General features: G+C 70.0%; 17 protein-coding genes and 1 tRNA gene. 9 read left to right on the top strand and 9 right to left on the bottom strand.

The features are described 5' to 3' along the window. Window positions 1-216 precede the first annotated feature (216 nt). The 7 genes from ABZ939_RS21305 (at window position 217) to ABZ939_RS21335 (ending at window position 7,761) form a co-directional block, all read left to right on the top strand. Window positions 217-1,101, top strand: a complete 885-nt coding sequence (locus tag ABZ939_RS21305; RefSeq protein WP_361857257.1) for a trypsin-like serine protease — start codon at window positions 217-219, stop codon at window positions 1,099-1,101. Window positions 1,102-1,149: 48 nt separating this feature from the next. Continuing rightward, the gene (locus ABZ939_RS21310) at window positions 1,150-1,542 is read left to right on the top strand and encodes a hypothetical protein (protein ID WP_361857260.1); all 393 of its coding nucleotides are present in this window, start codon (window positions 1,150-1,152) and stop codon (window positions 1,540-1,542) included. Window positions 1,543-1,989: 447 nt separating this feature from the next. Continuing rightward, entirely contained in the window at window positions 1,990-3,225 is a 1,236-nt protein-coding gene (locus tag ABZ939_RS21315) for a branched-chain amino acid ABC transporter substrate-binding protein (protein ID WP_361857263.1), read from the top strand. Between the two features lie 105 nt (window positions 3,226-3,330). Then, a complete protein-coding gene (locus ABZ939_RS21320) occupies window positions 3,331-4,263 on the top strand; it encodes a branched-chain amino acid ABC transporter permease (protein ID WP_361857266.1) in 933 nt (310 codons plus the stop codon). A 5-nt stretch (window positions 4,264-4,268) separates the two neighbouring features. Continuing rightward, on the top strand, window positions 4,269-6,032 hold the full coding sequence (locus ABZ939_RS21325) for a branched-chain amino acid ABC transporter permease (RefSeq protein WP_361857587.1): 1,764 nt from the start codon (window positions 4,269-4,271) through the stop codon (window positions 6,030-6,032). A gap of 5 nt (window positions 6,033-6,037) precedes the next feature. Further along, a complete protein-coding gene (locus tag ABZ939_RS21330; RefSeq protein ID WP_361857590.1) occupies window positions 6,038-7,048 on the top strand; it encodes an ABC transporter ATP-binding protein in 1,011 nt (336 codons plus the stop codon). Next, entirely contained in the window at window positions 7,045-7,761 is a 717-nt protein-coding gene (locus ABZ939_RS21335; protein ID WP_361857269.1) for an ABC transporter ATP-binding protein, read from the top strand. Before ABZ939_RS21330 ends, ABZ939_RS21335 begins: the two co-directional genes overlap by 4 nt. Before the next feature lie 69 nt (window positions 7,762-7,830). Here the strand turns inward: ABZ939_RS21335 and ABZ939_RS21340 are convergent, their stop codons facing one another. Then, window positions 7,831-8,487: a response regulator gene (locus ABZ939_RS21340; RefSeq protein ID WP_361857272.1), complete on the bottom strand. Its 657-nt coding sequence runs from the start codon at window positions 8,485-8,487 to the stop codon at window positions 7,831-7,833. 113 nt (window positions 8,488-8,600) lie between these two features. Here ABZ939_RS21340 and ABZ939_RS21345 point away from each other — a divergent pair. Then, window positions 8,601-8,673 (top strand) — tRNA-Leu (locus tag ABZ939_RS21345). Window positions 8,674-8,867: 194 nt separating this feature from the next. Here the strand turns inward: ABZ939_RS21345 and ABZ939_RS21350 are convergent. From ABZ939_RS21350 to ABZ939_RS21360, 3 genes are all read right to left on the bottom strand, one after another. After that, on the bottom strand, window positions 8,868-9,821 hold the full coding sequence (locus tag ABZ939_RS21350; protein ID WP_361857275.1) for a DUF4331 family protein: 954 nt from the start codon (window positions 9,819-9,821) through the stop codon (window positions 8,868-8,870). A 54-nt stretch (window positions 9,822-9,875) separates the two neighbouring features. After that, the gene (gene pyk / locus ABZ939_RS21355; RefSeq protein WP_361857277.1) at window positions 9,876-11,312 is read right to left on the bottom strand and encodes a pyruvate kinase; all 1,437 of its coding nucleotides are present in this window, start codon (window positions 11,310-11,312) and stop codon (window positions 9,876-9,878) included. 123 nt (window positions 11,313-11,435) lie between these two features. Beyond that, window positions 11,436-12,107, bottom strand: a complete 672-nt coding sequence (locus ABZ939_RS21360) for an SIMPL domain-containing protein (protein ID WP_361857280.1) — start codon at window positions 12,105-12,107, stop codon at window positions 11,436-11,438. Window positions 12,108-12,241: 134 nt separating this feature from the next. Here ABZ939_RS21360 and ABZ939_RS21365 point away from each other — a divergent pair, with 134 nt between their 5' ends. After that, the gene (locus ABZ939_RS21365; RefSeq protein WP_361857283.1) at window positions 12,242-14,041 is read left to right on the top strand and encodes a 5'-nucleotidase C-terminal domain-containing protein; all 1,800 of its coding nucleotides are present in this window, start codon (window positions 12,242-12,244) and stop codon (window positions 14,039-14,041) included. A gap of 9 nt (window positions 14,042-14,050) precedes the next feature. Here ABZ939_RS21365 and ABZ939_RS21370 read toward each other — a convergent pair whose 3' ends face one another. The 5 genes from ABZ939_RS21370 to ABZ939_RS21390 form a co-directional block, all read right to left on the bottom strand. Next, entirely contained in the window at window positions 14,051-15,463 is a 1,413-nt protein-coding gene (locus tag ABZ939_RS21370) for a SidA/IucD/PvdA family monooxygenase (protein WP_361857286.1), read from the bottom strand. After that, window positions 15,460-16,872 (bottom strand): aminotransferase class V-fold PLP-dependent enzyme, encoded by a 1,413-nt coding sequence (locus ABZ939_RS21375; protein WP_361857289.1) that lies wholly within the window; start codon window positions 16,870-16,872, stop codon window positions 15,460-15,462. The genes ABZ939_RS21370 and ABZ939_RS21375 overlap by 4 nt, the downstream gene beginning before the upstream one ends. 111 nt (window positions 16,873-16,983) lie before the next feature. Beyond that, complete coding sequence (gene pepN, locus ABZ939_RS21380; RefSeq protein WP_361857292.1) at window positions 16,984-19,476, bottom strand: aminopeptidase N; 2,493 nt, start codon at window positions 19,474-19,476, stop codon at window positions 16,984-16,986. 107 nt (window positions 19,477-19,583) lie between these two features. Then, window positions 19,584-20,573, bottom strand: a complete 990-nt coding sequence (locus ABZ939_RS21385) for an asparaginase (RefSeq protein ID WP_361857295.1) — start codon at window positions 20,571-20,573, stop codon at window positions 19,584-19,586. Beyond that, a complete protein-coding gene (locus ABZ939_RS21390) occupies window positions 20,573-20,878 on the bottom strand; it encodes a chorismate mutase (protein ID WP_361857298.1) in 306 nt (101 codons plus the stop codon). The genes ABZ939_RS21385 and ABZ939_RS21390 overlap by 1 nt, the downstream gene beginning before the upstream one ends. Window positions 20,879-20,888: the final 10 nt, after the last annotated feature.

The raw sequence follows: 20,888 nt of genomic DNA on the forward strand, positions 1-20,888 counted from the left end.
TACCGGTCTCCGGAGACGGAACGTCGGCTTCCGAACGGCGCACCGCAGGGCGCGATCCCAGCCGGCGGACGCAGAATGCCGCCTGAGCAGGCATGCGATCAAGCCCCCACCACCCGCCACCTCAGGCCCTCTTGCCCCGGCGACCGGCACCCGCTTCACTGTCGAGCCTCCCCCACAGGAGAACACCCGTTCCACTCACACACCGAGGGGTTCTTCGTGACCGCCGTACGCACCACGACCGTGGCGACCGCACTCACCGCCGCGGCCTGCGCTGCCGTTCTCGCCACCGCGATCCCGTCCGCAGCGATCAACTCGTACAACGCGACCCCCGCGCCCGAGCGCACCGAGGTCGGCGCCCTGGTCGCGACCTGGGACAACGACGGCGACCCTGGCACGCCCGACCGGGTCGACTGGGTCTGTTCCGGCACCATGATCGACGCGGACACCTTCCTGACCGCCGCGCACTGCACCACCGACTGGCCGGAGAACGTGCGGTTCTACGTCTCCCTCGACCAGGACGTGCAGGGCGGCCTGGACAAGGCCGGCGCCGAGCACCCGGGCGACCCGACCGCCGTGGCGAAGGCCGTGGCCGTCGAGGGCACCGCGCACAACCACCCGACCTACCCCGGCCCGGCCTCCGACACCCACGACATCTCCGTGATCGAGCTGCCCGGCGCCGCGATGAAGAAGCGCTGGTCGTTCACGCCGGCGTCCCTGCCCGCGGCCGGCGCGCTCTCCGCGCTCGGCCCGCAGGGGCTGAACGACACCTCCTTCGTCGTCGCCGGATACGGCACCGAGGAGGCGCGCCGCGGGCCGGGGGGCCACACCCACCCGGGCGGCGGCGTCCGGCTCAAGGCACCCGTCACGTTCAACGCGCTCAACGACGCGTGGATCCGGCTCGCCATGACCGCGCCACAGGGCAACGGCGGTGCCTGCTACGGCGATTCGGGCGGACCGAACTTCGCCACGCTGGCCGGCCGGCGGACCCTGGTCGCCACCACGATCACGGGTGACTCGCCCTGCTACGCCACGAACGTGGTGTACCGGCTCGACACCCCCGGCGCCCGCTCCTTCCTCGCGCCGTTCGTCCAACTGCCGTAACCAGCCCCCCTGTTGTGCCCGCGCACGCGATCCCCTAGCGTCCCGGGCATGGGCTTCCCGCCGTACGCTCCGGCCAGGACCGCGCTCGTCGCGGTCCTGGCCTTCGGCGTTCTGGCCACCCTGCCCGGCTGCTCGGACGACCGCCGCGACCCGCCGCCGCCGCAGGCCAGGACAGCGGTGGACATCTGCACCGACCTCATCGCGTACTGGGTGAAAGAAGCGCTCAAGGGAAGCAAGTGGGCGGGGCTCGACTGGGAGCAGAAGGGGCTCTCCAACGAGCAGTTGAAGATCCACGACGAGGTCCTCGCGAGCGCGCGCGACCAGGAGCGCCTCGAGAGCCGCGAGGCCGCGTCGGCATTCGCCGACCGGGAGACCCGAAGACGGTGCGCGTCGGCGAACGGCGCGACCGGGAGTTCGGAGAACTGGAAGCAGCCGCAGTAACACTCCGTGACGGCCGAGCGAGGAACAGGCGGAGCGGCGCACTCAGCGTTCCGTCCGCTGACGTTTGGGTGACTGTCCGATATCCGGAGACCCTCACCCGTGGGCCGACAGGAGTGTGATCTGCTCAAGCCCCTTAGCGGAACTGCATGTTCTCACTATGTGAACACCGTGTTGCTGACCGATATGCCCCCATTTGCCCACCCCCTGTCCACCTCCTCTCCCCTTCGCGATAACAAGACAGTCACATCCTGACCTCCTCGCTCCCCACCTCCCTCACCTGCGCTTAGAGTCACCGCCAGTCACCGCGCCGCCGGGCGCGTCCACTGCACGGCCCTGCATCACCCAGTCATCCCCAGTACGGCCCGGCATTCACAAACGGCACCTCCAGCTCCACGCTTCACGGCACCACCTCAGCTCGAGGGGGCCGCGCCAGGGAAAGGATTCATCGTGCGACACCGTTCCTTGCTCATCCTCACCACCGTGATCACCACGGGAGCACTCACGCTCACCGCCTGCGGTTCGCGCGACGACAAGGGTGGCAGCGACAACAACTCCGGCGGCGGCACCACCGTCGTCATCGGCGTCGACGCACCGCTCACCGGTTCGCTCTCCGCGCTGGGCCAGGGCATCAAGAACTCCGTGGACCTGGCGGTCCAGACCGCCAACAAGAACAAAGAGGTCCCGGGCGTCACCTTCAAGATCGAGGCCCTCGACGACCAGGCCGTCCCGGCCACCGGCAAGGCCAACGCCACCAAGCTCGTCGGCATCAAGGACGTCCTCGGCGTCGTCGGCCCGCTGAACTCCGGCGTCTCCCAGTCCATGCAGGCGGACTTCGACAAGGCCAACCTGACCCAGGTCTCCCCGGCCAACACGAACCCCTCGCTCTCGCAGGGTGACAACTGGGGCAAGGGCGAGTTCAAGCGTCCGTTCAAGACGTACTTCCGTACCGCCACCACGGACGTCGTCCAGGGCAAGTTCGCCGCGAACTACCTCTTCAAGGACGCCGGCAAGCGCAAGGTCTTCGTCGTCAACGACAAGCAGACCTACGGCGCCGGCCTCGCCGCGATCTTCTCGGACGAGTTCAAGCGCCTCGGCGGCACCGTCGTCGGCCAGGACTCCGTCACCGTGAAGGAGACCGACTTCTCCTCCACCGCCAACAAGATCAAGGGCTCGGGCGCCGACTCCGTCTACTTCGGCGGTCAGTACCCCGAGGGCGGTCTGCTCTCCGACCAGGTCAAGAAGGCCGGCGCCAAGATCCCCACCATGGGTGGCGACGGCATCTACGACCCGCAGTTCATCAAGGCCTCCGGCGAGGCCAACGACGGTGACCTGGCCACCTCGGTCGGCTTCCCGGTCGAGAAGCTCCCGACCGCCAAGAAGTTCATCGCGGACTACAACGCGGCCGGCTACAAGGACCCGTACGCGGCCTACGGCGGCTACTCCTACGACGCCGCCTGGTCCATCATCCAGGCCGTCAAGGCCGTCGTCGCCGCCAACAACGGCAAGCTGCCGGACGACGCCCGCGCCAAGGTCACCGAGGCCATGGCCAGCGTCTCCTTCGAGGGTGTGACCGGCAAGGTCTCGTTCGACCAGTACGGCGACACCACGAACAAGCAGCTCACCGTCTACCAGGTCAAGAACGGCGCCTGGGTCGACGTGAAGTCCGAGACCTTCAAGGACTGACCCCCGCACTGCCCCGCACCTGCACCAAATGAACCAAGCCGCGCGAGGGCGCAAACAGCGCCCTCGCGCGGTGTCATATCCGACACGCTCATCGGAGGCCCTGCGGTGAACGAACTGCCGCAACAGCTGGCCGACGGCCTTGCCCTGGGGGCCCTTTACGGCCTCATCGCCATCGGTTACACGATGGTCTACGGCATCGTCCAGCTCATCAACTTCGCCCATGGCGAGATCTTCATGATCGGGGGCTTCGGCGCCCTCACGGCGTACACGATCCTGCCCGAGGGCACCGCCCTCGTGATCGCGATTCCCGTGATGCTGATAGGTGGCGCGGTGGTCTCCGTGGCCGTCGCCACCGCTGCCGAACGCTTCGCCTACCGTCCCCTGCGCGGCGCTCCACGCCTCGCTCCCCTGATCACGGCGATCGGCCTGTCGATCGTGCTCCAGCAGCTCGTCTGGGGCTTCTACCCCGGAGCCAAGAGCCCGGTCAGCTTCCCCGAGTTCAAGGGCGGAAGCTTCGAGATCTTCGAGAACCTGGCCATCTCCCGCGCCGACGCCTTCGTGCTCGTCGCCGCGCCCGCGTGCATGCTCGCCCTCGGCCTCTTCGTCCAGAAGAGCCGCAGCGGACGCGCCATGCAGGCCACGGCGCAGGACCCGGACACCGCGAAGCTGATGGGCATCAACACCGACCGCATCATCGTGATGGCCTTCGCCATCGGTGCCGCGTTCGCCGCGGTCGCCGCCGTCGCGGAGGGCCTCGACAAGGGCCAGATCCGCTTCGAGATGGGCTTCCTGCTCGGACTCAAGGCCTTCACCGCCGCCGTCCTCGGCGGAATCGGCAACATCTACGGCGCCATGATCGGCGGCGTGGTCCTCGGTCTCGCGGAAACCCTCTCCATCGCCTACGTCGAGCACATCCCCGGGATGGCGCAGTTCGGCGGCGGTGCCTGGAAGGACATCTGGGTCTTCTCCCTCCTCATCCTCGTGCTCCTGTTCAGACCACAAGGTCTCATCGGGCAGCGCGTCGCGGACAGGGCGTGATCGTGATGACGACCGACCTCACCAAGTCCCCCGAAGAGTCCGGCACCCAGGCCCCGGTGAAGACCGACGGCACGGCCCCCGGCCTCCTCCACTGGATCGTCGCGGGCGGTGGCCTCGCCACCGTCGCCAGCACCTTCCTCGCCTGGACCTACACCACCGAATTCCCCGGCGACCTCACCGTCACCGGCTACCCCGGCGGCCTCCAGGTCCTCACCCTCGTCGGCGGCCTCCTGCTGACGCTCTTCGCCCTCTCCGGGCTCGGCATCAAGGGCCTGCGCTGGCTCACCCCCTCCGGGTCCAGCAAGGCGCTGATCTTCCTCGCCCTCGGCACGCTCGCCACCACCTGGTACACCGTCGTCGCCATCGCGGCCCAGCTCGGCGGCCTCGCGCACCTGGAGCCCGGCGGCTTCGTCGCCGCCGTCGCCACGCTGATCCCGCTGGCCGCGTTCAAGCTCAAGGACGACAGCCGCAAGCCGGCGAAGCCGCAGGAGATCCCCTCCTGGGCGGAGATCCTGATCATCGTCGCCGCGTTCGCGATCGGCATGTACGCCGTCACGTACGGCATCTCCACCGAGTACCCCGAGCTGTTCATCGGCTACCTGCTCCTCGCGGGCTTCGGCGCCGGCGCGCTCAACAAGTCGGGCCTGATGGGCCGCATCTCGGCCATCGCCTCGAAGAACAAGCAGGTCGCAGCGGTCGCGGCCTTCGCCGCCGCGGCCGTCTTCCCCTTCACCCAGACCACCGACACGTTCACCGTGATCGCGGTGCAGATCCTGATCTTCGCCACGGTCGCCCTCGGTCTGAACGTCGTCGTCGGTCTGGCGGGTCTGCTCGACCTCGGCTACGTCGCGTTCCTCGGCGTCGGCGCCTACACGGCCGCCCTCGTCTCCGGGTCCACGGCCTCCGCGTTCGACATCCAGCTCCCGTTCTGGGTCGCCATGATCATCGGCGCCATCGCCTCGCTGATCTTCGGCGTGATCATCGGCGCTCCGACGCTGCGGCTGCACGGCGACTACCTCGCCATCGTGACGCTCGGCTTCGGTGAGATCTTCCGCATCACCGTCAACAACATGGACGGCGACAACGGACCGCAGATCACCAACGGCCCCAACGGCATCCCGAACATCCCGGCGCTGAACATCTTCGGCTACGACTTCGGCGAGACCCACACCATCCTCGGCGTGGAACTCGGCTCGTACGCCAACTACTACCTGCTGATGCTGCTGGTGATGGTCCTCGTCGTCCTGGTCTTCAGCCGGGCGCAGGACTCCCGTATCGGCCGCGCCTGGGTCGCCATCCGCGAGGACGAGACCGCGGCGACCGCCATGGGCATCAACGGCTTCCGGGTCAAGCTCATCGCCTTCGCCCTCGGCGCCACCCTCGCCGGCGTCGCCGGCACGGTCCAGGCGCACTTCCAGGGCACCGTCCTCCCCGAGATGTACGTGTTCGCCGGCCCCGTCGCCCCGAACTCCGCGTTCCTTCTCGCGGCCGTCATCCTCGGCGGCATGGGCACCATCCGCGGCCCGCTCCTCGGCGCGGCGCTGCTCTTCCTCATCCCCGAGAAGCTGGCCTTCCTCAAGGACTACCAGCTCCTCGCGTTCGGTCTCGCGCTCATCCTGCTGATGCGCTTCCGTCCGGAGGGCCTCATCCCCAACCGGCGCGCCCAGCTCGAGTACCACGAGCACGACGAGACCGCCGACAAGCTCGACATGCCGGAGCAGCGGCCCGCCGCCGACCCCATCGTCGGAACCTCGAAGGCGGGTGCGTGAACGCCATGACGACCACCACCACGACGGCCACGGCCGCCACCGTCCTCGACGCCAGCGGTGTCACCATGCGCTTCGGCGGACTCACCGCCGTACGCGGAGTGGACCTCACCGTCCGCGAGGGCGAGATCGTCGGCCTCATCGGCCCCAACGGCGCCGGCAAGACGACCTTCTTCAACTGCCTGACCGGTCTGTACGTCCCCACCGAGGGACAGGTCAGCTACAAGGGGACCGTGCTGCCGCCCAAGCCGCACCTGGTCACCAAGGCCGGCATCGCCCGCACCTTCCAGAACATCCGCCTCTTCTCCAACATGACGGTCCTGGAGAACGTCCTCGTCGGACGCCACACCCGGACCAAGGAGGGCCTCTGGTCCGCGCTCCTGCGCGGCCCCGGCTTCAAGAAGGCGGAGGTCGCCTCCCGCGAACGCGCCATGGAACTCCTGGAGTTCGTCGGCCTGGACAGCAAGGCGGAGCACCTCGCCCGCAACCTGCCCTACGGCGAGCAGCGCAAGCTGGAGATCGCCCGGGCGCTGGCGAGCGACCCCGGCCTGCTGCTCCTCGACGAGCCGACGGCCGGCATGAACCAGAACGAGACCCGCACGACCGAGGAGCTCGTCTTCGCGATCCGTGACAAGGGCATCGCCGTCCTGGTCATCGAGCACGACATGAAGTTCATCTTCAACCTGTGCGACCGCGTCGCGGTGCTGGTCCAGGGCGAGAAGCTCGTCGAGGGCACCTCGGACGTCGTCCAGGGCGACGAGCGCGTCGTCGCCGCCTACCTCGGCACGCCTTTCGAGGGTGCGCCGGGCGCGGAGGAGGTCGCCGAGGTCGAGGCCGCGGAGGCGCACGCGGAGGCGGAGGCCGAAGCTGCGGCCGAAGCCGAGGCGGAGGTCGAGGCGGAGGCGGAGGCCGAAGAGGCTCCCGCCGACGAGGCCCCGGCCGACGAGGCCCCCGAGGCCGACGCTCCGGAAACCGCGTCCGAGGACGCGGAAAGCACCACCGAAGGAGACTCCAAGTGACCGCTCTTCTCGAGGTCGAGGACCTCAGGGTCGCCTACGGCAAGATCGAGGCCGTCAAGGGCATCTCCTTCTCCGTCGAGGCCGGTCAGGTCGTCACCCTGATCGGCACCAACGGCGCCGGCAAGACCACGACCCTGCGCACGCTCTCGGGCCTCATCAAGCCCTCGAGCGGAAAGATCACCTTCGACGGCCAGGTCCTCAACGGGATCCCGGCCCACAAGGTCGTCTCTTTCGGCATGGCCCACTCCCCCGAGGGCCGGCACATCTTCCCCAAGCTGACCATCGCCGAGAACCTCCAGCTCGGAGCCTTCCTCCGCAGGGACAAGGACGGCATCGAGCGGGACGTCCAGCGCGCCTACGACCTCTTCCCCATCCTGGGTGAGCGTCGCAAGCAGGCCGCAGGCACCCTCTCCGGCGGTGAGCAGCAGATGCTGGCGATGGGCCGGGCCCTGATGTCCCAGCCCAAGCTGCTCATGCTGGACGAGCCCTCGATGGGTCTCTCCCCGATCATGATGCAGAAGATCATGGAGACCATCGCCACGCTCAAGGCCGAGGGCATGACCATCCTGCTCATCGAGCAGAACGCCCAGGCGGCCCTGTCCCTCGCGGACTACGGCTACGTCCTGGAGGTCGGCCACATCAAGCTGTCCGGCACCGGCCAGGATCTGCTCGTCAACGACGACGTCCGCAAGACGTACCTCGGCGAGGAGTAGACCGCACCACAGACAGAAGGCCCGCCCCACAACGATGTGGGGCGGGCCTTCTCCTGTCGTACGGGACCGCTACTGCTGGCCCTTCGCCGCCTTCTTCTCCTCGGCGTCCTCGATGACCGCCTCGGCGACCTGCTGCATCGACATGCGGCGGTCCATGGAGGTCTTCTGGATCCACCGGAACGCGGCGGGCTCGGTGAGGCCGTACTGCGTCTGCAGGATGCTCTTCGCCCGGTCGACGAGCTTGCGGGTCTCCAACCGCTGCGAGAGGTCGGCGACCTCCTTCTCGAGCGCGCGCAGCTCCGCGAAGCGGGAGACGGCCATCTCGATGGCCGGCACGACGTCACTCTTGCTGAACGGCTTCACGAGGTACGCCATGGCGCCGGCGTCACGCGCCCGCTCGACGAGGTCGCGCTGCGAGAAGGCGGTGAGCATCAGGACGGGGGCGATGGACTCCCCGGCGATCTTCTCCGCCGCGGAGATCCCGTCCAGGACGGGCATCTTCACATCGAGGATGACGAGGTCGGGCCGGTGCTCCCGCGCGAGCTCCACGGCCGTGGCACCGTCGCCGGCCTCGCCGACGACCGAGTAGCCCTCTTCTTCGAGCATCTCTTTGAGGTCGAGGCGGATGAGGGCCTCGTCCTCGGCGATGACGACACGGGTCGTCAGCGGCGGGACGTGCGACGCGTCGGCGTCGTCGGCGGGCTGGGGCGACTCGGGGGCGGTCACGGGGGCTCCTCGTTCAAGGCCTCTTCCAAGGCGGATACAGCTCCCCAAGAGCCTACCCACCTCCTGTAAGGTGGGGGCACGGCGGGTGACCGCCGATCTTCGTTCCGAAGGATGCCCCGGTAGCCCAGCGGTAGAGGCAGTGGTCTCAAACACCATCCAGCGTGGGTTCGAATCCCACCCGGGGCACTTTACCTTCGATTTAAAGGTTTGAACTTCCGGTCGGTGATCTTCGACCGTCCCGGTGAGTGAGCAACCGGAGCGCCGACCGCGCGATGTGACGCGTCATCGTCCTCCGCGGGCCTCCCGGGGAGTTCTCCCACATTTCTGCGGAACCGTAGATTCAGCCCTCCCCACCTGCGACGCCCCTCCGTCAGCCCGGCTCAGTGGGGCGTTCCCAGGTAGGGGAAGTGGGGCAGGAGGTCGGTGTGGGGGCCGATGTGGTCCGAGGTGACCTTGCCGTTGGAGATCATGGCGAGCCGGGCCGAGGTGACGTCGTCCGTCAGCGTACGTCCGTTGGGGTAGGCGGCGGGCTTGGTGCGGTCGTAGCGCAGGACGTCGGGGAGGACGGTGCGGAGGGCTTCCTCGGCGGCGTCGGGGGTGTATCCGCCGGTGTGGGCGAGGGCGGCCTTCCAGGGTTCGAGGTAGGTCGCCCAGTCGTCGGCCGGTTCGCCGGCGTTGTAGGCGTCCTTGGCGTCGTCGGCGTTGAGGTACGCGGTGAGGGAGGGGTGGGCGCCGCGGTCGACGGACTTCAGTTCGCCGTCGGTGTGGAGGCTGACGCGGGCCCAGACGCCGATCCGGGGGTCGTCGCCGAGTTCGGAGTCGGGCATCTCGAGGGCGATGCCGAAGACGTTCTTGTCGGCGCCCCAGTCCGTACCGGTCCACTGGAACTCGGCGACGATGCCGTCGAGGTCGGCGAAGAAGGGGTCGCTGCGGAGTCCGGCGGAGACCTTGTAGCCGTCGGCCTCGGTGACGGAGAGCTCGCGGCCGAAGGAGACGGGGACGTCGGTGAAGAGGGGCGTGCCGGCGGCCTCGTGGCTGCGGGCTTCGGTGCCGGTAGCGCGGTGCAGGGCGAGGGTCTGCTCGCCGTCATCCGCGGGGTCGGAGAAGGTGAAGCTGTAGGCGATGTCGGCCTGGTTGTCGCCGTCGGTGTCGACGTTGATGCGGTAGACCGCGTCGGGGTGGAACGCGGTGCCACCGGTGGGCGCGATGGGGTTGACGTTCATGATGAGCGCGGTGCGCCCGCCGGGGACGGTGAAGGCGAAGAGGTCAGTGAGGTCCAGGCGGGCGTCGTCCATCGGGCTGCGCAGGTGGGGGCCGCTGAGGTGGTGTGACATGGCGCCACTGTTGCCGTACGGGGGTGTGGTCGTACGGCGACGGGGCCGCGGTGGTCACTCCTTCGGGCTGTCGTCCTCGCCGATGTGGTGGACACGGACGAGGTTGGTGGAGCCGGGGACGCCGGGCGGGGAGCCGGCGGTGATGACGACGATGTCGCCCTTCCGGCAGCGGCCGATGCGGAGGAGTTCCTCGTCGACCTGGGCGACCATCGCATCGGTCGAGTCGACGTGCGGGCCGAGGAAGGTTTCGACGCCCCAGGTGAGGTTGAGCTGGGAGCGGGTGGCCGGGTCCGGGGTGAAGGCGAGGAGCGGGATCGGCGAGCGGTAGCGGGAGAGGCGCTTGACGGTGTCGCCGGACTGGGTGAAGGCGACCAGGAACTTGGCGCCGAGGAAGTCGCCCATCTCGGCGGCGGCGCGGGCGACGGCTCCGCCCTGGGTACGGGGCTTGTTCCGCTCGGTCAGCGGCGGCAGGCCCTTGGCGAGCACGTCCTCCTCCGCGGCCTCGACGATCCGGCCCATGGTGCGGACGGTTTCGACGGGGTACTTGCCGACGCTGGTCTCGCCGGAGAGCATCACGGCGTCGGTGCCGTCGAGGACGGCGTTGGCCACGTCGCTCGCCTCGGCACGCGTGGGCCGGGAATTGTCGATCATCGAGTCGAGCATCTGGGTGGCGACGATGACGGGCTTCGCGTTGCGCTTGGCGAGCTTGATGGCGCGCTTCTGGACGATGGGGACCTGTTCGAGGGGCATCTCGACGCCGAGGTCGCCGCGGGCGACCATGATGCCGTCGAAGGCGGCGACGATGTCGTCGATGTTCTCGACGGCCTGGGGCTTCTCGATCTTGGCGATGACGGGGAGGCGGCGGCCCTCCTCGTCCATGATGCGGTGCACGTCCTCGATGTCGCGGCCGCTGCGGACGAAGGAGAGGGCGATGACGTCGGCTCCGGTGCGCAGGGCCCAGCGGAGGTCGTCGATGTCCTTCTCGGAGAGGGCGGGGACGGAGACCGCGACTCCGGGCAGGTTGAGGCCCTTGTGGTCGGAGACCATGCCGCCTTCGACGACACGGGTGTGGACCCGGGGGCCTTCGACGGAGGTGACTTCGAGGGTGACGCGGCCGTCGTCGACGAGGATGCGTTCGCCGGTGGTGACGTCGGCGGCGAGCCCGTCGTAGGTGGTGCCGCAGATGTGGCGGTCACCCTCGACGGGTTCGACGGTGATGGTGAAGTCGTCGCCGCGTTCAAGGAGTACGGGACCTTCACGGAAGCGGCCGAGGCGGATCTTCGGGCCTTGAAGGTCGGCGAGGACGCCGACGCTGCGGCCGGTCTCGTCGGCGGCTTTGCGTACGCGCTGGTAGCGCTCCTCGTGCTCGGCGTAGGTGCCATGGCTGAGGTTGAGGCGGGCGACGTCCATGCCGGCTTCGACAAGTGCCTTGATCAGCTCGTATGTGTCGGTGGCGGGGCCCAGGGTACAAACGATTTTCGCTCGGCGCATGGTTCGAGCCTAGGGCTTACCGATGGGTAGAGAAGTGGCCGAGCATGTCTGTTCAACAACCTTTGAGTGAAAGGTTGTTGACAAGTCTTGAATCTGTGCAGACGGGTGCTCCGATGAGCATGTTCAGAGCGTCGGTGGGGTCATCGTGAAGCGGGCCATGACCTCGGCGGTGACGGCCTGGCGCTGGGGTTCGAGGTCGAGGGGTGGGGCCGTGTCGACGGCTTCCGCCGCGAAGGCCATCCGCATCTCGCCCATGGGGGCGGGCGGCGGGACCAGGCCCGTGTCCGAGAGTTCCAACAGGGCGGAGAGGGAGGTCCCGAGCGCCGTCGCGTACGCGCGGGCGCGCCGGACCGCCTCCCCCACGGCCGTGCGGCGTGCCTCCTCGTACGACGGGGAGTCGGGGCGCAGCGCCCACCAGGGCCCGTCCACGCGGGTGAGCTCCAGGTCGGCGAGGCGGGTCACGAGTTCGCCGAGGGCGGTGAAGTCGTTGAGTTCGACGGTCAGATGGACGCGTCCCTGGTAGGCGCGCACCCGTTCGCCCCGGCCGTGCCTGCTCGGCTCCGGCGCGATCGAGAAGGCGCCCGTCTCCACCTTCTCGACGCCCTCGCCGTAGGACTTGACCAGGTCGAGGGCGAGGGCGTTGCGCCGGGTGAGATCGGCCAGGGTCGCGGCCCGGTCGGTGCCACGGGCGCTCACCGTCACCCCGATGCGGGCGATCTCGGGGTCGACTTCGAGTCGTGCCTCCCCTCGGACGGCCACCTGCGGTGCCTCCGGGGTCGGGTGTGGGGTCGTCACTGCGGGCTCCCTCGTGCGAACGACGGCTGCGGTCCCGAACACTTTCCCACTCCGTAACCCGAAAGCTCTGTTGCCGACGGGGCGGGTGAGCCAGAATCTACGCGCGTTGTGCGCCATTGAACCAAGGAGAACACATGCCGCTGAACCGCCGGACGTTCCTGGAGAGCTCCGTCGCCGTCGGAGCCGGAGCCGCCCTCACCACGGGGGTCGCGGCCGCCCCCGCGCAGGCCCACGGACATCACCCCAAGCCGGTCAAGCGGTACTCCTTCACCGTGATGGGCACCACCGACCTGCACGGCAACGTCTTCAACTGGGACTACTTCACGGACAAGGAGTTCGACGACAAGGCGCACAACGACGTCGGCCTCGCGAAGATCTCCACCCTCGTCAACCAGGTGCGTGAGGCGAAGGGGAAGTGCAACACCCTCCTCATCGACGCCGGTGACACCATCCAGGGCACCCAGCTGTCCTACTACTACGCCAAGGTCGACCCGATCACCCAGGCCGGTGGCCCCGTCCACCCGATGGCGCAGGCCATGAACGCCATCGGCTACGACGCCGCGGCCCTGGGCAACCACGAGTTCAACTACGGCATACCGGTGCTCCGGAAGTTCGAGGAGCAGTGTGACTTCCCGCTGCTCGGCGCCAACGCACTCGACGCGAAGACCCTGCGTCCCGCCTTCCCGCCGTACAGCATGCACCGGCTGCGCACCCCGCACGGCCGGGACGTGAAGGTCGCGGTCCTCGGCCTGACCAACCCCGGGATCGCCATCTGGGACAAGGCCAACGTCACCGGCCGGATGGTCTTCCCCGGCCTGGAGGAGCAGGCGGCGAAGTGGGTGCCGAAGCTGCGGTCGATGGGTGCCGATGTGGTCGTCGTGTCGGCGCACTCCGGTTCCAGCGGCACGTCCTCGTACGGTGACCAGCTCCCCCACATCGAGAACGCGGCCGGGCTCGTGGCCGAGCAGGTCCCGGGGATCGACGCGATCCTCGTCGGGCACGCCCACACCGAGATCCCCGAGTACCGGGTGACGAACAAGGAGACCGGCAAGGACGTCGTGCTCTCCGAGCCGCTGAAGTGGGGCCAGCGCCTCACCCTCTTCGACTTCGACCTCGTGTGGCAGAAGGGCAGCTGGACGGTCGAGAAGGTCGCCGCCCAGGTCCTGAACTCCAACGCGGTGGAGGAGGACCCGGAGATCGTCGGGCTCCTCGCGGACGAGCACAAGAAGGTCGTCGCGTACGTCAACCAGATCATCGGCACCTCCACCGCGACCATGGCCACGGCCGAAGCGCCGTGGAAGGACGAGCCGATCATCGACCTGATCAACCACGTCCAGGCGGAGACGGTGAAGGCGGCGCTGGCCGGCGGCGAGTACGCGGCCCTGCCGGTCCTGTCGCAGGCCTCCTGCTTCTCCCGTACGGCGGCGATCCCGGCCGGTCAGGTCACCATCAGGGACGCGGCCGGGCTCTACGTCTTCGAGAACACCCTGGAGGCCCGACTGATGACGGGCGCCCAGATCAAGGACTACCTGGAGTACTCGGCGCGGTACTACGTCCAGACCCCGGCCGGCGCGCCCGTGGACCCCGCGAAGCTGACGAACGCGAACGGCACCCCGGACTACAACTACGACGCCGTGTACGGGGTGACGTACGACATCGACATCGCCAAGCCGGCCGGCTCGCGGATCGTGAACCTGTCCTTCGGCGGCAAGCCGATCGACCCGGCCGCGCAGTTCGTGCTCGCCGTGAACAACTACCGTGCCAGCGGCGGCGGTGCGTTCCCGCACGTCGCGGCCGCCAAGCAGCTGTGGGCCAACTCGGACGAGATCCGCAACACCATCATCCAGTGGGTGAAGGCGAAGGGGTCGATCGACCCGGGGCAGTTCGCGTCGGTGGACTGGAAGCTGACCCGGGACGGTACGCCCGTCTTCTGACCGGCTCGCTCAGCTCTGTGTGAGAGGCGTCAGCGCCTGGCCCTGGGCCGGGATGCATGGCGCCTCTCGCCGTTCCAGGCCGAAGCTGGTGAAGGCGGTGCGGCGCGGCAGCGGGTAGGGCTCCTTGCCGGTGAGCGAGTTGAGGATGGTCGCGCTGCGCCAGGCGGCGAGCCCGAGGTCGGGCGCGCCGACGCCGTGGGTGTGCTTCTCGGCGTTCTGTACGTAGACGGAGCCGGTGACGGACTCGTCGAGGACGAGCCGGAACTCGCCGTCGATCCTGGGCCGCCCGGCCGAGTCGTGGCGCGTGTACGGGTCGAGTCCGGCGAGCATCCGGCCGAGCGGGCGCTCCTTGTAGCCGGTGGCGAGGACGACGGCGTCCGTCGTGAGCCGGGAGCGGCTGCCCTCCTGGACGTGTTCCAGGTGCAGCTCCACCTTGGTGGTGGCGACCCGGCCGGCGGTGCGCACCTGGACGCCGGGGGTGAGGACGGCGTCCGGCCAGCCGCCGTGCAGGGTGCGCCGGTAGAGCTCCTCGTGGATGGCGGCGATGGTGTCGGCGTCGATGCCCTTGTGCAACTGCCACTGGCGGGGCACGAGTTCGTTGCGCGCCGACTCGGGCAGGGAGTGGAAGTAGCGGGTGTAGTCGGGGGTGAAGTGCTCCAGGCCGAGCTTGGAGTACTCCATCGGAGCGAACGCCTCCGTCCGCGCCAGCCAGTGGATCCGCTCGGCGCCGGCGGGCCGGGCCCTGAGCAGGTCGAGGAAGATCTCGGCCCCGGACTGGCCGGAGCCGATGACGGTGACGTGCTCGGCGGCGAGGAGCCGCTCACGGTGGTCGAGATACTCCGCCGAGTGGATGACGGGGACGTTCGGGGCGACGGCGAGCGGCTTCAGCGGCTCCGGGACGTACGGCTCGGTGCCGACGCCCAGCACGACGTTCCGGGTGTACGCGCGGCCCAGCGCCTCGGCCTCGCCCGCCGCGTCGAGCTGGGTGAAGTCGACCTCGAACAGGGTGCGTTCGGGGTTCCAGCGCACGGAGTCGACCTGGTGGCCGAAGTGCAGACCGGGGAGGCGGGAGCTGACCCAGCGGCAGTAGGCGTCGTACTCGGCGCGCTGGATGTGGAACTTCTCGGCGAAGTAGAAGGGGAAGAGCCGTTCGCGGGTGCGCAGGTAGTTGAGGAAGGACCAGGGGCTGGCGGGGTCGGCGAGGGTCACCAGGTCGGCGAGGAACGGGACTTGGAGGGTGGCGCCCTCGATGAGGAGCCCGGGGTGCCAGTGGAAGGCCGGGTTCTGCTCGTAGAAGGTGGCCGCCAGACCACCGGGGACGCCGTGGGCCAGGGCGGCGAGGGAGAGGTTGAAGGGGCCGATGCCGATGCCCACCAGGTCGTGGGGCCGATCGAGGTCTCGCTGGGGGGTGCTGCCGGTCATCGGTCGGTGCTGCCTTCCGTCTGGGCTTCTACGAGCGCGAGGATCTCTTCGAGGTCGCCGGGGGTGGCGTGAGGGTTGAGCAGGGTGGCCTTGAGCCAGAGCCGGCCGTCCTCGTGCGCCCGGCCGAGGACCGCGCGGCCCTGGGTGAGGAGGGTCCGGCGGATCGCGGCGACGTCCGAGTCGTCGGCGCCCGTCGGCCGGAACAGGACGGTGGTCAGCGTCGGCCGCTCGTACAGCTCCAGGCCGGGAGCCTTCTCGACGAGGTCGGCGAGGTGCTGGGCGAGCGCGCAGACCCGGTCGACGAGCGCGCCGAGTCCGGCGCGGCCTAGGGCGCGCAGGGTGACGGCGGTCTTGAGGATGTCGGGGCGGCGGGTGGTGCGCAGGGAGCGGCCGAGGAGGTCGGGGAGGCCGGCCTCGGTGTCGTCGTCGGCGTTGAGGTAGTCGGCGGTGTGGGAGAGGACGGCGAGGTCGGCCGTGTCGCGGACGGCGAGGAGCCCGGCGGCGACCGGCTGCCAGCCGAGTTTGTGCAGGTCGAGCGTGACGGAGCGGGCGCGGTCGAGGCCGGCGAGGAGGGGACGGTGGGTGTCGCTGAAGAGGGCGGCGCCGCCGTAGGCCGCGTCGACGTGGAGCTCGGCGCGGTGGGCCTCGCAGAGCGCGGCGATCTCGGGGAGGGGGTCGATGCGGCCGGTGTCGGTGGTGCCGGCGGTGGCCGCGACGAGGAGCGGACCGTGGAGATCGGTCAGTGCCTCGTCGAGGGCGACGGGGTCGAGGGTGCCGTTGGGGGTGGGCACGGTCACCGGCTCGGGCAGGCCGAGGAGCCAGGCGGCGCGGTGGAAGGAGTGGTGGGCGTTGGCACCGACGACGACCTGGAGGGGATGGCCGGGGCCGTGGCGCTCGCGGGCGAGGAGAAGGGCGAGCTGGTTGGCCTCGGTGCCGCCGGTGGTGACGAGGGCGTCGGGGTGGGGTGCGGTGGGGTAGACGGCGCCGGCCAGGGCCTTGGTGACCAGGTCCTCCAGGACGGAGGCGGCGGGGGCCTGGTCCCAGGAGTCCATGGAGGGGTTGAGCGCGGAGGCGGCGAGGTCGGCGGCGGCGGCGAGCGCGAGGGGCGGGGTGTGGAGGTGCGCGGCGCAGAGGGGATGGGCGGGGTCCGCGGCGCCCGCGGCGAGGGCGGCGACGAGGGTGTGGAGGGCGGTGGCGGGGGTGGTGCCGTGGGGTGGGAGGGGGTCTCCCAGTGCCTCCCGCACACGGGCGGCGACCTCGTCCGGTCCGCCGGCCGGAATCGGCCCGCCACGTGCCCGGGCGCCAGCGCGCAGGGCGTCGAGGACGGTGTCCAGAAGGGGGCGCAGGGCGTCGGGGCCGGTCTCGCCTCCGGCGAGGGATGGGGCGTCGGGGGTGGGCGCGGCACACATGGCACCACCCTGCCGGGGGTTCTGGGGGTTTGTCCGGTGAGAGGGTTCACGCAACCCGAACGAGGGACGGGGTCTGGACAAGGCCCCGTCCCTCGTGGTGGGCGTTCGTGGCTACGCGCTCCGGACCTTCAAGGCCCGGCGCAGGTCGTCGAGTTGGTCGACGAGCTTGCGGTGGAGGGCCGGGATCTGGGCGTCCGTCGTCAGGTGGTGGTCGCCCAGGGCAAGGGACTCCGCGTCGATCGCGTACGCCGGGAAGGCGTAGCGGCCCGCCGCCTCGGCCATCGCGGGGCCGCGGCGGGCGCCGAGGGCGGTGGCCGCCGGATAGAAGCGGGGCACGTACTCCCGTACCAGATCGGCCTGTTCGGGCTGCCAGAAGCCCTGGGCCGTCGCCGTGAACAGGTAGTTGGACAGGTCGTCGGAGTCGAAGAGCCGGGACCAGGCGGCCGCCTTGGCATCCGCGTCCGGCAGGGCGGCGCGGCAGCGGGCGGCGCCCTCCTGGCCCGTGGCGCTGGGGTCGCTCTCCAGCTCCGCCGCGATCACGGTCTCGTCGACGGCGCCGAGGACGCTGAGCCGGGCGAGGATGCGCCAGCGCAGTTCCGGGTCGATCTCGGGGCCGCCGGGGACGGTTCCGTCGGCGAGCCAGGCGGCGATGGTGTCGGGCTGAGTGGCGCTGCTGATGAACGTACGGACGGCCGTCAGGCGCAGGCCGGGGGCGTCGCCGTCCTCGGTGCGGCGGATGAGGTCGCGGGCGAGGGAGGTGAGCTTGGCCAGTGCGGCGGGGCGCTCCTCGGCCGGCAGGTAGCGGTCGGCGATCTGGGTGCGGGCGAAGGCGAGGACGCCCTGCACGACGGCGAGTTCGGTCTCGTCGGGGAGGTGGGCGTGCGCCGTCGCCAGGTAGTCGCCGGGGGCAAGTTCGCCGTCGCGGACCATGTCGCGCAGGGTGTTCCAGACGAGTGCGCGGGTGAGAGCGTCGGGGATGGCGGAGATGCCACGCAGGCCGGTCTCGAGCGAGTCCTCGTCCAGGCGCACCTTGGCATAGCTGAGGTCGCCGTCGTTGAGGACGACGAGGGCCGGGCGGGGGCCGCGAAGTTCCACGGGCGCCGTCTGCGGCACGTCGACGTCCAGACGCTCGCGCAGCAGGAGCCGGCGGCCGTCGACGAGGTCGCGGTCGTAGACGCCGACGGCGATACGGTGCGGGCGGCTGCCGTCGTGGCGCACGGTGAGCGTGGTGCGGGTCTCGTCGCCGCCGAGTTCGGGGGTGAGGGTGTCGACGCCCGTCGTGCGCAGCCACTGCTCGGCCCAGGCGTGGACGTCGCGGTCGGTGGCGGAGGCGAGGTTGTCGATGAAGTCGGCGAGGGTGGCGTTGCCGAACTTGTGGCGCTTGAAGTGGGTGTTGATGCCGGTGAGGAAGTCCTTCTCCCCCATCCAGGCGACGAGCTGGCGCAGGGCCGAGGCGCCCTTGGCGTAGGAGATGCCGTCGAAGTTGAGCAGCGCGGAGGCGGTGTCGGGGACGGCGTCCGGGTCGGGGGCGACGGGGTGGGTGGAGGGGCGCTGGTCGGCGTCGTATCCCCAGGCCTTGCGCTCGATGCCGAAGTCGATCCAGGTGTCGGGGAAGCGGTCGGAACACGCCTCGTTGACGGTCTGGTAGCCCATGTACTCGGCGAAGGACTCGTTCAGCCAGATGTCGTCCCACCAGCGCAGCGTGACCAGGTCGCCGAACCACATGTGGGCCATCTCGTGGGCGATGACCATGGCGCGGGTCTGGCGCTCGGTGACGGTGACGGCGGAGCGGTAGACGAACTCGTCGCGGAAGGTGACGAGGCCGGGGTTCTCCATGGCGCCGGCGTTGAACTCGGGGACGAAGGCCTGGTCGTAGGAGTCGAAGGGGTAGGGCTCCTCGAACTTCTCGTGGAAGCGGTCGAAGCAGGCCTTGGTGATGCCGAAGATCTCGTGGGCGTCGGCGTCGAGGTGGGGGGCGAGGGAGCGGCGGCAGTGGATGCCGAAGGGCAGTCCGGCGTGCTCGGTGCGGACGGAGTGCCAGGGTCCGGCGGCGACGCAGACGAAGTACGTGGAGAGGAGCGGGGTGGTGGCGGCCTTCCAGCGGCCGTCGGGCTGCTGCTCGGTGATGCCGTTGGCGAGGACGGTCCAGCCCTCGGGGGCCTTGACCGCCACGTCGAAGACGGCCTTGAGGTCGGGCTGATCGAAGGCGGCGAAGACGCGCTGGACGTCCTCCATGAAGAGCTGGGTGTAGACGTACGACTCGCCGTCGGTGGGGTCCGTGAAGCGGTGCATGCCCTCGCCGGTGCGGGAGTACCGCATGGTCGTACTGACACGCAGCGTGTGCTCGCCCTCGGTGAGGGTCAGGGGGAGCCGGTTCTCGTCCAGGAGCGCGGGGTCGAGGGGCTCGCCGTCGAGGTGGACGGAGTGGAGCGTGACGGGCTTCAGCTCGACGAAGGTGTCCGCGGCGGTGCGGGCGGTGAACCGGATCTCGGTCGTGGATTCGAAGGTCTCGTCGCCGGTGGTGAGGTCGAGGTCGACCGTGTAGTGCTCGACGTCGAGGAGCTGGGCACGGGTCTGCGCTTCGTCGCGCGTCAGTACGGACATGGGCCCCATGCTGCCTGATGAGGCCACTCCGGGGCAGGGGGGTTCCGCTGACAGCTCAGCAGGGACATGCCGCCCGGACAGGCCCACCGGGCAGGCCCGAGGCACCCCTAGGCGAGTCCGGTTCCGTTCAGGTGGGCGAAGGCGGCCGTGATGCCGGGGCGGTCGTAGCCCGCGGGGCCCTTGGCGCCGGAGGAGAGCAGGGCGTGCAGGAGCAGGCGGGCCTTGGCGGGATCGAGGGGGCCGGCGGGGACGAGGCCGCGGTGCAGGAGGTCGGACTCCGAGCCGGGGCCGCGGTAGGTGCGGGAGAGGGTGGCGCCGGCGCCGGTGCGGGAGGCGAGGACGACCGGGATGCGGTCGGCGAGGGCGGCCAGGGGCTCGACCAGCCAGGTGGGGACGTGGCCGGCGCCGAAGGCGGCGACGACCAGGCCGTCGAAGCGGGAGTCGACGGCTTCGAGGAGTTCGCCGCGGTCACCGGCGGTGAGGGTGATCAGGGCGACCCGTACCGCCGGGTCGAAGCGGAGCGGGTGGATCGCGCTGGTGCCGGTGGGGCGCAGCAGGATGCGCGGCTCGCCCTCGACGACCGTGCCCAGCGGGCCGGAGCCCGGGGAGGCGAAGGTGGTGACGGACGTGGTGTGGGTCTTGCGGGCGAGGCGGGCGGCGTGGATCTCGTCGGCGAGGACGACCAGGACGCCGAGGTCCCGGCAGCCGGGCCCGGCGGCGACGGCGATGGCGGCGGCCAGGTTGGCGGGGCCGTCGGCGCCGGGCAGGTCGGGGCGGCGCATCGCGCCGGTGACGACGATCGGCTCGCTCGTGACACAGAGCAGGTCGAGGAGGAAGGCGGTCTCCTCCAGGGTGTCGGTGCCCTGGACCACGACGACGCCGGAGCCGGCCGCGACGGTCTCCCGTACCTCGTGCGCGAGCGCGGCGAGGTCCTCGAAGGACAGCGAGGAGCTGGGCAGCCGGCGGAAGTCACGGAGCTCCACCTCGACGTCGATGAGGCCGAGCCCGGCCAGGACCTCCGCGCCCGTCATGCGCGAGGCGTCCCCGCCGCGCGCGGAGATGGTCCCGCCCAGGGTGAAGACCGTGACCCGGCCCATCAGCGTGCTCCGTCCGCGATCGTCTCGTGGTGGCGGATGACCTCCGCGATGATGAAGTTCAGGAGCTTCTCCGCGAACGCCGGATCCAGCTTCGCGCTCTCGGCCAGTTCCCGCAGCCGGGCGATCTGGCTGGCCTCGCGGGCCGGGTCGGCGGGCGGCAGCTGGTGCTTCGCCTTGAGCACGCCGACCTGCTGGGTGCATTTGAAGCGCTCGGCGAGCATGTGGACGACCGCCGCGTCGATGTTGTCGATGCTTTCGCGCAGCCGGGTCAGTTCCGCTTGTACGGACTCGTCGATCTCACTCATGAGCAGCGAG

Source organism: Streptomyces sp. NPDC046712, from assembly GCF_040645695.1.
Lineage (GTDB): Bacteria > Actinomycetota > Actinomycetes > Streptomycetales > Streptomycetaceae > Streptomyces.